General features: G+C 50.3%; 11 protein-coding genes. 6 read left to right on the top strand and 5 right to left on the bottom strand.

Features of this window, described 5'->3' with window-relative positions; genetic code table 11:
• The first annotated feature begins 8 nt into the window (after nucleotides 1-8).
• Nucleotides 9-899 carry an MBL fold metallo-hydrolase gene (locus Mcas_RS02340; protein ID WP_040333851.1) on the top strand — a complete coding sequence of 297 codons (891 nt, stop codon included), beginning with the start codon at nucleotides 9-11 and terminating at the stop codon, nucleotides 897-899.
• On the opposite strand, the gene Mcas_RS02345 is transcribed toward Mcas_RS02340, so the two are convergent.
• Nucleotides 896-1,891 (bottom strand): MBL fold metallo-hydrolase, encoded by a 996-nt coding sequence (locus Mcas_RS02345; protein ID WP_052566732.1) that lies wholly within the window; start codon nucleotides 1,889-1,891, stop codon nucleotides 896-898. The two genes, Mcas_RS02340 and Mcas_RS02345, sit on opposite strands and share 4 nt — an antisense overlap.
• Before the next feature lie 177 nt (nucleotides 1,892-2,068).
• On the bottom strand, nucleotides 2,069-3,265 hold the full coding sequence (locus tag Mcas_RS02350; RefSeq protein ID WP_162176235.1) for an SPFH domain-containing protein: 1,197 nt from the start codon (nucleotides 3,263-3,265) through the stop codon (nucleotides 2,069-2,071).
• A gap of 261 nt (nucleotides 3,266-3,526) precedes the next feature.
• Between Mcas_RS02350 and Mcas_RS02355 the strand changes: the two genes are divergently transcribed.
• The 5 genes from Mcas_RS02355 (at nucleotide 3,527) to Mcas_RS02375 (ending at nucleotide 11,306) form a co-directional block, all read left to right on the top strand.
• Nucleotides 3,527-5,089: an HDOD domain-containing protein gene (locus tag Mcas_RS02355; protein ID WP_040333853.1), complete on the top strand. Its 1,563-nt coding sequence runs from the start codon at nucleotides 3,527-3,529 to the stop codon at nucleotides 5,087-5,089.
• A 33-nt stretch (nucleotides 5,090-5,122) separates the two neighbouring features.
• Nucleotides 5,123-6,088: a porphobilinogen synthase gene (hemB, locus tag Mcas_RS02360; protein ID WP_052566733.1), complete on the top strand. Its 966-nt coding sequence runs from the start codon at nucleotides 5,123-5,125 to the stop codon at nucleotides 6,086-6,088.
• 216 nt (nucleotides 6,089-6,304) lie between these two features.
• On the top strand, nucleotides 6,305-9,355 hold the full coding sequence (locus Mcas_RS17340; protein ID WP_081853543.1) for a type II/IV secretion system protein: 3,051 nt from the start codon (nucleotides 6,305-6,307) through the stop codon (nucleotides 9,353-9,355).
• Nucleotides 9,356-9,493: 138 nt separating this feature from the next.
• Nucleotides 9,494-10,801, top strand: coding sequence for a UDP-glucose dehydrogenase family protein (locus tag Mcas_RS02370; protein WP_040333854.1), 1,308 nt, complete (start codon nucleotides 9,494-9,496; stop codon nucleotides 10,799-10,801).
• Nucleotides 10,802-11,054: 253 nt separating this feature from the next.
• A complete protein-coding gene (locus Mcas_RS02375) occupies nucleotides 11,055-11,306 on the top strand; it encodes a hypothetical protein (protein WP_156033031.1) in 252 nt (83 codons plus the stop codon).
• On the opposite strand, the gene Mcas_RS02380 is transcribed toward Mcas_RS02375, so the two are convergent.
• The 3 genes from Mcas_RS02380 to Mcas_RS02390 are packed head-to-tail and all read right to left on the bottom strand — an operon-like array spanning nucleotide 11,303 to nucleotide 15,488.
• Complete coding sequence (locus tag Mcas_RS02380) at nucleotides 11,303-13,609, bottom strand: S8 family peptidase (RefSeq protein ID WP_235203266.1); 2,307 nt, start codon at nucleotides 13,607-13,609, stop codon at nucleotides 11,303-11,305. The genes Mcas_RS02375 and Mcas_RS02380 overlap by 4 nt on opposite strands.
• Before the next feature lie 5 nt (nucleotides 13,610-13,614).
• Complete coding sequence (locus Mcas_RS02385) at nucleotides 13,615-14,490, bottom strand: RpnC/YadD family protein (protein ID WP_040333856.1); 876 nt, start codon at nucleotides 14,488-14,490, stop codon at nucleotides 13,615-13,617.
• Nucleotides 14,491-14,540: 50 nt separating this feature from the next.
• Nucleotides 14,541-15,488 (bottom strand): RpnC/YadD family protein, encoded by a 948-nt coding sequence (locus Mcas_RS02390; protein ID WP_040333857.1) that lies wholly within the window; start codon nucleotides 15,486-15,488, stop codon nucleotides 14,541-14,543.
• Nucleotides 15,489-15,599: the final 111 nt, after the last annotated feature.

Below are 15,599 nucleotides of genomic sequence, written 5' to 3' on the forward strand. Positions count from 1 at the left end.
GACAGACGATGAAAGTTAAATTTTGGGGGGTGCGTGGTTCCATCCCCACCCCGGGAGAGAGCACGGTGCGATACGGTGGCAACACCTCGTGTATAGAGTTAAACGGAGATGATGGCACATTGATAATCTTTGATGCGGGGACGGGGATCAGGCTCGTGGGGGGGAGGTTGGCATCCAAACCTCCGGTGCCGGTGCATCTGTTTCTGTCACACACGCACTGGGACCATATACACGGATTCCCTTTTTTTATACCGGCTTTCATCCCCAGTTTCAATATCCACATCTATGGTCCGCCCCACTATGACAAGAGTGTCAAGGAGATCATGTCTCAGCAGATGGTGTACTCCTACTTTCCGGTAACGGCAAACGAGCTTCAGGCAAAGCTCCACTACCGTGACCTCAGGGAAGAGACCCTGACCATTGGGGCGCTCACCATATCAACCAAGTTGATGAACCATCCCGTCTCATGCTATGCCTACCGCGTTACCGAAGCAGGCAAGACCGTCATATACACCGGGGACAACGAACCCTACTACAACTTTATAAGCACCGGGGAGACCTCACAGGAGGAAACCCGGGAAATTGAATCGATAGTCGAGGAGCAGAACAACAGGAACGTGGAATTTGTAAAAGGTGCAGATATCCTGATAGCAGAGGCACAGTACACCGATGAGGAGTATCCATCGAAGCTCGGCTGGGGACACAGCTCCACCACTCATGTCCTCACGCTTGCCATAAAGGCCGGCGTCAAGCACCTGGTCATCTTTCACCACGACCCCGTCCACACGGATGAGTTCATGGACCGTCTTTATGAGCAGGCACTGGAGAAGTACGCACAGATGAACCACACAGGGCTTAAGATCAGCGTGGCGATGGAAGGGATGGAACTCACGACTTAGACGTCAGCCTCGGAGGGCGGTTCTTCTTCGTTGCCAAATGCCGCCAGGACTTCGCTGATGACCTCACGGTAGGAGTTGATGTACTTGGGGGAGACGTGGATGACCTCGACGGCCTTGACGCCTGCCTCTTTAGCTATGTAACCGGCGAGGGCTGTTGTCAGATGGTTGCGTCTGAGGGCGCGGTCGCTGTCGCCTTCCAGGAAGAATGCCTCGATGTACAGGACATCCGCTCCGGTTGCAAGGGCGATGGCCTTTTCGATGTTGCCTTGGGTGGGTGCGATGTCGGTGATGTAACACACCTTCTGGCCTCTGGTGATTAGCACCAGGCATAGGAGTTCCTCCAGAGTGTAGGCCCTGTCGTTGAGGACAAACTCTTGGGCGTTGTATCCGTTGCGGATGGCCGCCTTGAGGGTGTTGAGCCAGGGGCCTACGGTAAAGCCGCGTTCTTCCAGGAGGGCCTTGTTGACGTTTATGTGGAAGTCTTCCTTGAGGCTGTAGCCCAACACGGGGATGCCGTGGTCAAAGCCGCAGGCCTCAACGGATATGCCGTCGTATGAGAGTATCTCAGGGGTTTTCGGGAGTGTGAGGCGGTCAATGCGGCAAAACCCCTCCTGTGCGTAGAAGCTCGCGTGGAGTGCCTCGGTATCGGTCAGTTCGCAGACCTCGACCTTGAGCGGGTATTGTTTGATCAGGTTCCACGTGAAGCCTTTAAGTTTGCTCTGGACGGCCTCAATGATCCCCTCGGGGCCATAGATGTTGACGGGTGTCTCCCTGCCCAGGAGGCAGCGGATCAGCGGGTCAAAGCCTATGAAGTGGTCAATGTGCATGTGGGTGACAAAGACGTTTACGATCTTCTGAACCTCCCTGACGGATAACGCCGATATGTCGCCCAAGTCAAAGGCAAAGGCATTGCTCTGTCGCCTGAACCTCACAAACAGGACAGGATCGTTAAAGGGGTCGTTAAGTACCTTGCAAAAAAAAGTCGTCTTCATGGCGATAGAAAGAGGGGAAAGAAGGAGGGCGGAGCCGCCTCTTTTTCGCTCCAGGTCGCACCTGGCCCTCCTCAGACCTCCCCCGCAAGGGGAGGGGCGAGGCGCCCCGGCCGGAAAGAAGTCCCCTTGACCCCATTATTCTTAACCCTAATGTTCTAAACATTTATGCTCCGTTATTTATTTGGCCTTATCTGTCGCTTTAGGTTTTCCAATCTGAATATCGGTGTTGATGGTTTTTAAGACCTGGTAGCTCAACAATCCCAACATGTCGTTAAATGCGGTCGCACCGTTGGTTTGAGTGCTGCCGGCTCCCATGACGACCTCCGGCACCCACTTCTGCTTGGCCAGCTCCGTAACGGCCGTCTTCATAACGCTTTCGTAGACAGCGAGTTTTTGAGTCAGGGCGCCATCGGCTGCCATAATGAGTTCCTTCTTTTTAGCCTCACCCTCGCCCTCGGTAATGGCCGCTTCCTTTTTGAACTTTGCCGCTTCAAGTGTAAGCCTGGCCACGTCCCGTTCCTGTTCGGCCTGGGTTATGGCCTTTGCCTTGATGACCTCCTGTTCCCACTTGGCCTGGGCTGCGGATGCCTTACCCGTCTGTTCCACCGTGAGGGTTTGTTGTTCGGCCTTCTTGGCGTTTGCGATGGCCGTCTGGACGTCCATTATTGCCGCCTGTTGTGCGGCAATCTGCTTTTCAACCACATCATCGTACTTGATGCTGTTGATGCTGAGGTTATAGACCCGCACATTAAACTCCTTAAGCGGAGACGTTTCACGCCTGACCAGACCACCGGGAGCATCGGGACGCTTTATTAGCTCCACGACAGTAACCGTCTTGTCGGCCCCAGTGATGGGGTCCTTGACCTTGGTTTCTATCGAAGTTGTCGCAAAGACACCATCCTGGGCCTGGTCCTCGATGTAGCCAAGAAGCTCATTACGCCTGGCAGCATAGGACTCCGTACTGGACATCAACGGTCCCGACATATACACCGATTTTTCGATGATCGTTCTCACCAGCTCGTGCATAACCGCCCGTTGACTGCCGTACTTCGTATGTATGGCCGTAAGGTGTTTCTCATCCAGGGGCAGGTCTACCCTGACACTGCCGGAGACATTGGCGTGTCCGCCGTCGTTAAAGCGTATCTTGATGGATTCATCAGCCTGGGCGCCCTGGTCTTTCATCGAACTGAACCAGTACTGCATGCTCTTTTTGTACTTTGTAACCTTGCCAAACAGTTGCAGCTTTATCCCCTGCGTCGTATAGATATACAATGTACCGGTGATCGGATTTTGAATGATACATATTTCCCCGGCATCAACCTGCTCGAAAATATAGGAAGACATCAACAGGATCGCACCCGCTATGACAATCATAACGAACCGCTTTAAATGCTTACGGGAAAACTGAATCAGTGAACCAAGATTTCTGTTAGCCCCCAAGGGTAAAAAACCATCATCCATAATCCCTGCTCCTTAAATAATAGAGATTTTACATAGGCTTATAAAGTCCAAATCCATCATTAGATCGATATCAGACCACGATTAATCATTATACAACACCAGGCCAAACTTGTCAAATCTTTACATGTTTACTTTTCGCCCAAAAAAATGTTAGCCTATGAGTAAAGATAACAGATGACAGGCAAGAAGATACCAATAGTAGTTCGGCTGTTAGATATAATCAATGCGAACAAGGATTTCCCTGCAATGTCCCGGACGGTTGCACTTGTTAGTAAGCAGACTTCCTCTGACAGCGATGCCTCAGTAACGGAACTTACAAACACCATACTGGATGATTTTGCCCTGTCCAACAAGTTACTCAGGATGGTCAATACCGCCTTTTACATCAAGTATCACGGGGCAGGGAGGATCAACACGGTCTCTCGTGCCGTCTATATACTGGGATTTGGCAAAATAAGGGATGCCGCCCTGTCCCTTATGTTGTTTGAGCATATCAAGAACAAGTCCCTGGCCCTGGAACTCAGGGAGGCCTTTATAATCTCCTTTATGAGTGGCGTGGTGGCAAAGGAGATGGGCAAAAAGCTGGGCATCAAGGACATAGAGGAGGCCTTTATATGTTCCATTTTTCACGACCTGGGGAAGTTGCTGATCAGGTTCTATCTGCCGGAGGAGCAGAGAAAGATAAAGGAACTTGCCGCCGCTCAGGATATTACTGAGGATGAGGCAGCTCCTGATGTAATAAAGGCATCCTACGATACCGTCGGCATGGAGGTGGCCAAGAACTGGAACTTTTCCGACAGCATCGTCTATTGTATGCGCAAAATCCCCCTGTACAAGCTCGTCAAACCCACGACCGATATGGAAAACATAAGGGCTCTTGTCCTGCTCTCAAGTAAATTGTGTGAGCTAATAAACAAGGCAAAACCCGCTGATTGGGAAAAGACATTGGCCACCTTTAAGCACCGGTTTGATGTCTGCTTCCGCTCCGGTGAAAAGACCCTGGCAGACGTGCTTGAGGTATCATATAACGAAATAAAATCCTACTGTGATAATTTTGGCTTTAGCATGGACAACAGTCACTTCTTGCAAAATCTGGGCCTGCTATTAAAGGGACCCGAAGGCTTAAAAAAGGATAAAAAACTCTCTGACGCTGCTGCAAAACACCCTATGCAGATACTTGACAGCCTGCTTGATGGTGAAGAGGAGACCTCGCAGGTGCTGACCCCCGATGACATACTCACAAAGGGAATACTGGAAATAGCCAATGCCATGCTTGAGAGCTTCTCCTTAAATGACATACTGCGGATGATCCTGGAGGTCTTGTATCGCGGTATGGAATGTTCACATATTATTATCGGTATAAAGACTGCAAAGGAGCCATATATGGAAGGTCGTTTTGGCTTTGGCCATGACATAGGCAAGCTCGTTAAAGGGTTCAGGTTCCAGATTGAAAGCTCTTCGGATGACGTCTTTAATATATCGCTCAACAAGGATTCCATTGTCCTTATCAATAACGTCTATGACGTTGAGGTGCAGTCTTGCATACCCACGTGGTTGCGTACTACATTTGATGTCCGGACGTTTATCGTAATCCCCATTACGCTGAAGAAGGTCCCCGTAGCCGTGATCTATGGAGATTGGGCAGAAGTTGACCAAAAGGCGCCGCAACCCAAGCGTTTGAGATACGTCAAGACGCTCAGAAATCAGGCCATGTTGGCCATCAAGCATTACACGTAAGAACGATTTTTCCCACGAAAAAGGAGTAGCCGGATGATTCAGATAAAGAGACCTATGAGGCTGCGTGCAAGCGCCGAACTTAGAAATATGGTGAGAGAGACGGTTGTGTCGCCTGCGGACTTTGTGTATCCGTTGTTTGCCACCTTTGGCAGGGGTGTCAAGAGGGCGATAAATTCAATGCCCGGGTGTTTTCAGGAGTCCACGGACGAGCTCGTAAAGTCGGCCAGGCAGTTAAAGGAGCTTGGCATCCCGGCAACGATTCTCTTTGGCATCCCCCCGCACAAGGACGAACTTGCTTCCGGTGCATATGACCCCGATGGTGTTGTCCAGGAGGCGGTCAGGGCCATCAGGGATGCCGTGCCGGAGTTGTACGTTATCACGGATGTGTGCCTGTGTGAGTACACAAGTCATGGACATTGCGGCGTTATCAATGACGGCAGCATAGACAACGATGCCACGCTTGAGTTACTCTGCAAGGAGGCGGTCTCACACGCCCGTGCCGGGGCACATATGGTTGCACCCTCTGATATGATGGATGGCAGGGTCTACGCCATACGCACCGCACTGGACAGGGAGGGATTTCGCCCGGTGCCAATAATGAGCTATGCCGCCAAGTATGCCTCGGCCTTCTACGGACCATTCCGTGAGGCGGCCGCTTCAACGCCGCAGTTTGGCGACAGGCGACATCACCAGATGGACCCGGCCAACAGACGTGAGGCCCTCAGGGAGGTTGCCCTTGACATCGAAGAGGGAGCGGACATCGTCATGATCAAACCGGCCCTGGCCTATCTCGATGTCATCGCTGCCGTCAGGGAGACCTGCAACGTCCCCGTTTGTGCCTACAACGTCTCGGGCGAGTACTCTATGGTAGTGGCCGCGGCAGAGCGCGGGTGGATCGATTACAATGCCGTCATGATGGAGATGCTGCTGTCTATAAAGCGCGCAGGGGCCGATATCATCATAACCTACTTCGCCAAAGATGCCGCCAGGTTACTTTAACTGTAACTCTCCCAATATTTTTTTAAACCTATCCCGTATTAAAGTAGATTCACAGCCTCGTATCACAATGCCAAGCCTGGGGTGCATGAGAAAGTCATGAGTACATGCACCCGACAATCAATAAATATTTACTTGCAATTAACCGATAAACTGTAGTACTTTGTAAGAAAAAAATATACATATACTATAAAGCTTAATAAATAAGGAGATTAGGTATTGGTTTTAAATACAAGTGAAAAATTGGGCGATATATTAGTGCGGTCCGGCCTGATCGATTTAAAGCAGGTGCAAGAGGCGTTGGAGGAGCAGAAAAAGACAAAGAGGCGTCTTGGAATCATTCTATGCCAGAAGGGGTGGATCAAGGAGGAGGATATAGTAAAGGCCTTTTCCAGTCAGTTAGGCATCCCCTATGTTGAGCTGCGTACCTTTGAGCCGGACCACGTGGCCATGAGGATTATCCCGCAGGGGCTTGCCAAGAGGTATCTGACCCTGCCACTGAGCTTTGAAAGCGACAGGTTAAGCGTCGCTATGGCCGACCCTCTCGATGACCACCTCCTGGGCGCCATAAGGTTTGCCACCGGTAAGGAGATCAAAACCAACGTGGCTACCACTACCGAAATAAGGAAGGCCATCATCAGATTCTACGACGGGCTAAAGGTGCAACAGTTAGGCGATATACTCATAAAGGCAAGGGTAATCACCAGGCAGCAGCTTGATAAGGCGCTTGAAAAACAACGGAAAGACAACAGAAGACTGGGAGATATACTCGTTGCCGATAACGTGGCAACCGAAAAAGATATAGTGCTTGCCTGTGCATCGCAACTGGGATTCCCGTACAAGGAGCTGAGGGCAGTTGAACCAAACCAGGATGCCCTGCAATTCATCCCCGAGGGGCTGGCACGGACGCACCTAATCATCCCCCTGAGCATCATCAAACGGGTACTGATTGTCGCCATGGCCAACCCCCTGGACATCAATGCCATCAACTCCATTACCATTGCCACGGGTATGATCATCAAGGTTGTGATATCCACACAGGCGGAGATAAATGAGACAATCGACAGGTTTTACAACACCGTAAAGACGCAATGCCTGGGGACAATCCCCGTGAACTCCGATATCCTGTCCGTTAAAGACATGATCCAGAGCAAACCGTATAAAAAGCTGATGCTGGGTAATGTCCTGGTGGAAGCCGGACTCGTGGAGCCTGAACACATCAGACGTGCCATTGAAATCCAAAAGAATAACAAGAAACGACTGGGCGACATCCTGATCGAAGAAGGCTGCATCAAGGAAGCAGACCTGGCCAAGGCGATATCGGTTCAACTGAGCATCCCGTTTGTCGAACTCAGCGACTACCAATGTCAGCCGGAGGCATTGAAACTCATCCCTGAGAAGCTGGCCTCCAAGTACATGGTAATGCCGCTAAGTGTTGAAGAAAACCTCCTCTACGTAGCCATAACCAACCCCCTTGACAGAGAGGTTGTTGATATACTGACCTTCGCATCGGGTAAGAAAATAAAACTCAAGGTTTCTACGGCAACGGATATACGAAAGGGAATAGTTGGCTATTATCATAAAAAAGACGTAAAACGGCTGGGAGACATCCTCATGGACGCAGGTTTGATCACGGAGCAAAAGGTGACGGAGATGCTCGCCCTGCAAAAGGGCTGCACAAAGAAATTAGGCGAATTGCTCACAGAGCATGGTGTAGTCAGCGAAAATGATATATCCAAGGCCTTCTCAACCCAATTGGGCATACCCTTTGTAGACCTGCGAACTGTTACGCCTGATATAGAGGCGCTGGAACTCATCCCTGAGAGCGTGGCAAAGAAAAATATTTTAATCCCGCTGGAATTTGTAAACCGCGACCTGACCATTGCCATGGCCAATCCTGTGGACATCCTCACGATAAAAGAAATGGCACATCTCACCGGAAAACAAATCACGGTCAAGGTGTCAACCCCGTCTGTGATTTTAAATGCGATCTCCCGATATTACAGATACAACAATCCCCTGAAAAATATAGAGATAAAAGCAAACAAAATAAACGCGACAACAGAGGTATATCATACAAGTGACGATGCCGTAAATGACGTCAACTCCCCCCCGATTATACGCATAGTGGACAACATCCTGCTTCAGGCCGTCAGGATCAATGCCAGCGATATTCACATTGAGCCAAAGCAGAACACGCTTGATGTCAGATACAGAATAGACGGTCTGATGCGTAACATCAGCCAGTTTCCAGCTCACGTTCAACGTGCGGTGTCATCGCGCATCAAGATCATGGCGTCCTTGGACATAGCCGAAAGACGGGTACCCCAGGATGGCAGAATAAAGATCAGGATCGACGACAAGGAGATTGACCTCAGAGTCAGTACGTTGCCCAGTCAGTTTGGCGAAAAGGTGGTGCTGCGAATCTTGGACTCGACCTCCGCCGTGCTCAATATAAAAGACATAGGACTTTCCGGGCAGGATGCCCTGAGGTTAAAGGCCATGCTCTCCGTCTCAAACGGGATAATTTTGGTGACAGGCCCCACGGGCAGCGGTAAAAGCTCCACCCTCTATGCCATAATCAACTACCTCAAGAAACCAACGGTCAACATAATGACCCTCGAAGACCCCATAGAGTACAACGTAGAAGGCATCACCCAGATAGCAATCACCGAACGCCTCTCCTTTGTGCAGGGTCTGAGGGCTGCCCTGAGGCAAGACCCTGATATCATCCTGGTTGGGGAAATGAGGGACACGGAAACTGCCAACATAGCGGTGCAGGCCTCCGCTACCGGTCACCTGGTGTTGTCAACGCTGCACACCAACTCCGCCGTGGGCGCTATTGCCAGGATGGTGGATATGGGGGTCAAGCCTTTCATGCTGGCGTCCTCTCTGAGGGGGATCGTTGCCCAAAGGCTCGTAAGAAAAGTATGTGACAGGTGCAAGAAACCCTATCCACCCTCAAGTGAAGATCTCCTAAAAATCGGACTCCACAACAACGCTGACTTAAAAGACGCTACCTTCTATAAAGGGGGCGGATGTTCCCGCTGCTCAAAAACAGGCTACAAGGGGCGCATGGGTGTCTTTGAAATTATGACGCTAAGTCAACAGATGCGTACCCTGATTGTCAAGGAAGCCCCCGAGTATGAGATAGAAAGGGCAGCCGTAGAGGCAGGCATGTCTTTTATGCACGAAGACGCTGTTTATAAGGTCAAAAGCGGGTTGACAACCATCGATGAGGTTGCCCTGAGCATTCACCTGGTAGTGTAGTTAATTCATGGTTAGATACCAGTAATTGCGTGGGGGGTTGAAAGGGGGCGAGGGGGTGGGGCACCGCCAGGGCAATTAGACAAACAACCATGTAATATTATACAATGGACTAGCGGACAATTTTAAGGAGAACGATTTATGAATATAGCCATAATAGGTTGCGGCTACGTGGGACTGGTTACGGGTGCGTGTTTTGCCGAATTCGGCGGTACGGTCAGATGCGTGGATAATGACACCGAAAAGGTACGAATGTTAAACAGGGGTGAGATACCCTTTTACGAACCCAATCTTTCGGACATGGTCAGCAGAAATATCCGTGAGGGCAGGCTTGGGTTTAGCACAGATATGGGCGAGGCCGTCAGGAACTCACTGGTTATCTTCATTGCCGTTGGAACGCCCCCAAGGGATGACGGTTCGGCAGACCTATGCTATGTCTTTGAAGTTGCCAGGGAGATTGCCAAACACATCGACATATACAAGGTCATTGCCACAAAGAGCACGGTACCCGTGGGTACAGGTAGGAGGCTCAGAGAACTGATCGCTGAGGGATGTGACAACAGGACGAGTTTTGATATTGTCTCCAACCCTGAGTTTCTGCGTGAGGGGGCGGCCATTGATGACTTCATGCGTCCTGACAGGGTTGTAATCGGCGCAGAGAGCCGGCAGGCCATCTCTATCATGAAGGACCTGTACAGACCGCTTTATCTGATAGAGACCCCTTTTGTCATAACCAACATAGAGACGTCGGAGCTTATCAAGTACGCATCAAATGCCTTTCTTGCAACCAAGATATCATTTATCAACGAAATGGCAAACCTCTGTGAGCTGCTCAACGCCGATGTCCACGACGTTGCCCGTGCAATGGGTCTGGATGGCCGGATTGGCAAGAAGTTCCTGCACCCTGGTCCGGGCTATGGCGGCTCATGCTTTCCAAAGGACACGCGTGCCCTGCTGACCCTTGCCTCTGAGCACTCGCTTAATCTTAACATCATTTCTGCCACAATTAACACCAACGATAGACAGAGAGAGCGTATGTTGCAAAAGATACTCAATGTCATGGGTGAGGTCAGCGGAAGGACTATCGCATTTCTGGGACTATCTTTTAAGCCAAACACCGATGACATCCGCGAGGCGCCCTCACTATTTCTGATCGATGAGTTACTGAAACGGGGTGCCAACATTAAGGCATTTGACCCCGTAAGTATCAACAATGCCAGAAAACTATTTGATACCGTACACTACGCCAACGACCTCTACGATGTCTTTGTTGATGCCGATGCCGTTGTCCTGATCACGGAATGGAATCAGTTCAGAAACCTCGACATGCCCAGGATCAAGGCCCTGGTAAAGACTCCGTTGTTCTTTGACCTAAGAAACGTATACGAACCAGCTAAGATGAAGGAACTCGGCTTTTCATATTATGCCGTGGGACGATTATCAGGATAATTGGGCAAGTTTTTCATGGTTATGGGTATTATAGCAAATTTCGATTGGATTAAATACAACAGACGTGGCATTTTTATGGGGTCAAGGGGGCTTCTTCGTGCCCGGGGCGGCTCGCCCCTCCCCTTGCGGGGGATTCTGAAGGGGGGCGGAGGGGGTGGGGCACGATTTTCCCGCAGCGGGTCGCACCCGCCCCTGTCGTAAACCGCCCCTTTCTTCCTTCTTTACGTATAAAATTAATCACGGGCAGGTACTTATGATGAAAAAAAAGACATTAATAGCGTTGACACCGGTTTTGTTACCGATAGCCGTGGTACTCCTGCCGGTGTTGCTGCCGCTCATCCTGTTGTACGGATTTTCAGCGATTAACCTTCGGATCGGATACAGCAGGATGTTTTGCAGCGGTCCGCGCCCCACCGTCAAGGACCGGGTCATCAGCAACATGGAAAGCCGAGGGTTACCGGTACCTATGTGGTTGCGGAGGCCATCAAAGACCTGTAACCCTTAGGGGGTTACGGTGAAATCGACGCTGTCAGAGACAAAAAAGCTTGCGTCAGCGATGCCATCTGGTGTCAGGTCAACACCAAAGGTAACGGTATAGTTGCCCGGTGGCAGACCGTTGCCGTTAAAGACACTGCTGAGGGGGAAGTTAAACAGCGGCCCCTGGTAGCTTACACCGGCGCCACTGACCCACAACCAGGTGGCGGCGTTGAAGTGGTACATCAGGCCGTTTGGCCCGGTTGCATAGAGCCACCAGTCGGCATTGCTGCCGCTGAATTGGCCGGCTGCGAGGCTAACCGTTATGGATAGGTTATCGGTGGAACTAAGGCTTGTTTGGATGGACTTTCCGTTGACCATGACCTGTGGCAGGAGGCCCTTGCTGTGGCCATAGAGCTTGAGACTCCAGGACTTAAGCGTTCCCATATTGCCTGTTATGCGGTCTGCAACATGCAGTGTCCAGTTGCCCGATGCGGGTTCACCGAGGTGACGTGTTGAGCCAAAGCGCCAGTTGTCAAAGGTATACTCGGACGGACACGTGGTGGTTGGATGTGCAGAGGCCAGAACGCTCTTTGTCCCAGACGGGGAGGTCAGCGTTACGTCTAGGTCGGTGAAACAGGTGTGGTCGGGGGCATTGAGGTAAACCTCAACGAATTCAACTGTCATGTCTGCCGCTTCAGTTACGCTAACTGTGTTGTTGAGCCCTGCAGGGGTATTATCGGGGATGAATTGATTGACTGTGGCGGACTTTGTTACGGAGGTCTCCGGAGGCAGTGATGTCCACGTCTTTGCTTTGTTTATGGCCTCCGATACATCGATGGCTCCAAAACCATACTTGTGGTTGACGTGCAGTCCGGCGCCATTGACAGCCCAATCGCCGTCGAGTGGGTCGTTCTTGCGGGCGGACATTGCAAGTATGTAGCGCACATCACGCCATGACAGCAACGGGTTGGCCTCCAGGATGATTGCCACAGCCCCCGCCGCCATCGGTGCCACGGCTGAGGTACCACCAAAGTCGGTGGTGTACTTTCCGTTTTGGGTCAGGTCGGTGGTTGTGATATCGAGGGTGCCTCCGCTTGAGGGGGCATTTACCAAGATATTGGCGCCATCCTCGGAGTAGTATGCCACGGTGTCATTGTTTGTCGCTGCGCCAATGGCAAAGACGTAACGCGAGTTGGCATAGCCGTCGTTATTGGAGTTATCGTTATCTGATCTGCCATTGCCACCGGCCCAGGTGTAAACGTTACCCAGACCTCCACGCCCCTTACTGGTACCAAATCTGAGGGCATCCACAAAACTGGGGGGAGGGGCATCAAGCATATCTCCGGTGTCATCGGGACCCCAACTGTTGGTGTATATCCGGCCTTCATTGTAACCACGTGTCATTGCATCGATTCCGTTTTCGTCCGTGAAGTTCATCAGCAGGTTGTACCCCACCAAACCCGCTGCAGGAGCCACGCCGGTTACGCCAAGGGCATTAAACCCTCGTGCCGCTGCCAGACCGGCACAACTGGTGCCGTGTGAGTCTTTCTTGTCTGTGGGGGTCGGGTCCGTGGTATTGTTAAGATAGTTGTGGCTCTTGTCCGGAAGCACGTTGCCCCGGAGGTCCTCGTGTCCTATTTCCAGGCCGTTATCCACAACGGCAATTGTCTGGGACGGTGTTGCACGGTAGGTACTCCACAGGGACGATACGTTCATATCCGCTCCGGGGTGACCTCCACCCTGGCCGGTGTTTTTGAGATACCACTGTTGCAAAAACAGCGGGTCATTGGGTGTTGCGGTGTCTTTTGCAGAAACCGGTTTTTTAGTGATTACACGGTGGGTTACGTGCCTTATCCAGTTGGGATAGCTGTATTGTACCACAGCAGATTGGCGTATAGCGTTGGCTATACCTATGGGATCGCTGATCTTATCATAGGCGGACTCATATACGTATGTTGCGGAGTGTTCATCGGTAAGGGGCAGGACGCTCTTGCGTTTTAGGCCAAATTGTCCCTCTATGGCAGCAATCTGCTCCTGCGTGTAGGTGGCAGCATACCTCACGATGACCTCACCGCTGAGGGCCATGACACGTTTCATGCCCTTATCCGTGTAATAAACGTGTGAGGCATAGTTCATCCCCTCGGGCAATACGGCATACTCTCCGGCTGCCTTCCACGCATGGCGTTTAACGTCGCCCTCATACCAGTAGACGATATCCCTGTCCTGCATGGCCGCCTCCTGCCCCGCCGCCATGTGCGGCACCAGCAGCAGACAGCATGTCACCGCCACACACCACACTGCAATCAGCTTAATTGACTTCGAATACATCATCACGGTCACGCATTACCCTGTAAGTACAATCTCAACTCGGCTACTGATGCGGACCGCTTGATAAGTGTGCTTACTTCATTCAATTTATCTATTTTGTCAATGGTCCTGAGCATATTCATAAGCTCAAGTCCCTCAGGGCCATACTTAATCTCAAGCATCCCCTCTATCCCTTCCAGCTTGCCTTTGAGTTCGCCATCCAGCCTGCCTTTGAGTTCGCCTTCTTGCCTGCCTTTGAGTTCGCCCTTTGTAAATATATCCTTAAATAACTCGTATTCATCCAAATCAATGGTTATCGGCATATTCATTACCTCCTGTTTTACTTTATGTGCCAAATTTCTTAACCCGGAAAGATATAGCAATTTCTTGATATAATTCTCCCTTTCAACGGGCGACAGCAGGCAGAGTTTAACAAGTATCCTCCTGATGGTAACCTCTGCATCCTCGAACCTACACAGGATGGCCAGTATGATGTCATCAGGGTCATCGCTGTCAATGAGATAGTCGCCGTCAAGGGTTCGGCTGTCTATGAGCTTGTAGCCATACTTTATAAATCCAAACTCCATACTGCTTTTCATATTCAGCGGTTTGTTGCCAATATACAAGACAATCTGGATTGGTAATTTCTTGTACTGGTTGTATATCAACCCGGCATAGAGAAACATGCGTCCTAACATATTGCTATCGTTTGTCGATTGCATTTCGATCTGGACGATATCGTTGCCCGGCGCCGTCTCAAACGCAATATCAACACACCTGTTCTGAACGTCGGGGAATTGGACATCTATGAACTTGCCTGCCTCATAGCCCGTCAACAGCTTCAGAAACCTCTGCGGTACATCCTTTATGATGTCCTTTAGTGTTATGTCATACTTCTGGTACATGACTGCTTATTGTAATACCATATAAATACATGATGAATACATCATCACGGTTACGCATTACCCTGTAAGTACAATCTCAACTCGGCTACTGATGCAGACCGCTTGATAAGTGCGCTTACTTCATTCAATTTATCTATTTTGTCAATGGTTCTGAGTATATCCATCAGTTCAAGTCCCTCAGGGCCATACTTAATCTCAAGCATCCCTTCTATCCCTTCCAGTCTGCCCCTGAGTTCGCCTTCTTGTCTGCCTTTGAGTTCGCCTTCTTGTCTGCCTTTGAGTTCGCCTTCTTGTCTGCCTTTGAGTTCGCCTTCTTGTCTGCCTTTGAGTTCGCCTTCTTGTCTGCCTTTGAGTTCGCCTTTTGTAAATACGTCCTTAAAGACCTCGTATTCATCCAAATCAATGGTTATCGGCATATTCATTACCTCCTGTTTTACTTTATGTACCAAATTTCTTAGCCCGGAAAGATATAGCAACTTCTTGATATAATTCTCCCTTTCAACGGGCGACAACAGGCAGAGTTTAACAAGTATCCTCCTGATGGTAACCTCTGCATCCTCGAACCTACACAGGATGGCCAGTATGATGTCATCAGGGTCATCGCTGTCAATGAGATAGTCGCCGTCAAGGGTTCGGCTGTCTATGAGCTTGTAGCCATACTTTATAAATCCAAACTCCATACTGCTTTTCATATTCAGCGGTTTGTTGCCAATATACAAGACAATCTGGATTGGTAATTTCTTGTACTGGTTGTATATCAACCCGGCATAGAGAAACATGCGTCCTAACATATTGCTATCGTTTGTAGATTGCATTTCGATCTGGACGATATCGTTGCCCGGCGCCGTCTCAAACGCAATATCAACACACCTGTTCTGAACGTCGGGGAATTGGACATCTATGAACTTGCCTGCCTCATAGCCAGTCAACAGCTTCAGAAACCTCTGCGGTACATCCTTTATGATGTCCTTTAGTGTTATGTCATACTTCTGGTGCATGACTACTATAGTAATACCATATGAGCGCCCCTGTCAACAGTTATTTTACTTTGTTTTGGGTAAGTAGAATCATTCCCCGCATAAATATCAACATGAGGGTAGGGCGGAACC

The sequence above is a fragment of the Candidatus Magnetobacterium casense genome (assembly GCF_000714715.1).
Lineage (GTDB): Bacteria > Nitrospirota > Thermodesulfovibrionia > Thermodesulfovibrionales > Magnetobacteriaceae > Magnetobacterium > Magnetobacterium casense.

Excerpts from the sequence above, each read along its gene's own strand:
- Mcas_RS02340 (WP_040333851.1), top strand. The coding sequence starts at position 9 with ATGAAAGTTAAATTTTGGGGGGTGCGTGGTTCCATCCCCACCCCGGGA.
- Mcas_RS02345 (WP_052566732.1), bottom strand. The coding sequence starts at position 1,891 with ATGAAGACGACTTTTTTTTGCAAGGTACTTAACGACCCCTTTAACGAT.
- Mcas_RS02350 (WP_162176235.1), bottom strand. The coding sequence starts at position 3,265 with ATGATTGTCATAGCGGGTGCGATCCTGTTGATGTCTTCCTATATTTTC.
- Mcas_RS02355 (WP_040333853.1), top strand. The coding sequence starts at position 3,527 with ATGACAGGCAAGAAGATACCAATAGTAGTTCGGCTGTTAGATATAATC.
- hemB (WP_052566733.1), top strand. The coding sequence starts at position 5,123 with ATGATTCAGATAAAGAGACCTATGAGGCTGCGTGCAAGCGCCGAACTT.
- Mcas_RS02370 (WP_040333854.1), top strand. The coding sequence starts at position 9,494 with ATGAATATAGCCATAATAGGTTGCGGCTACGTGGGACTGGTTACGGGT.
- Mcas_RS02375 (WP_156033031.1), top strand. The coding sequence starts at position 11,055 with ATGATGAAAAAAAAGACATTAATAGCGTTGACACCGGTTTTGTTACCG.
- Mcas_RS02380 (WP_235203266.1), bottom strand. The coding sequence starts at position 13,609 with ATGATGTATTCGAAGTCAATTAAGCTGATTGCAGTGTGGTGTGTGGCG.
- Mcas_RS02385 (WP_040333856.1), bottom strand. The coding sequence starts at position 14,490 with ATGTACCAGAAGTATGACATAACACTAAAGGACATCATAAAGGATGTA.
- Mcas_RS02390 (WP_040333857.1), bottom strand. The coding sequence starts at position 15,488 with ATGCACCAGAAGTATGACATAACACTAAAGGACATCATAAAGGATGTA.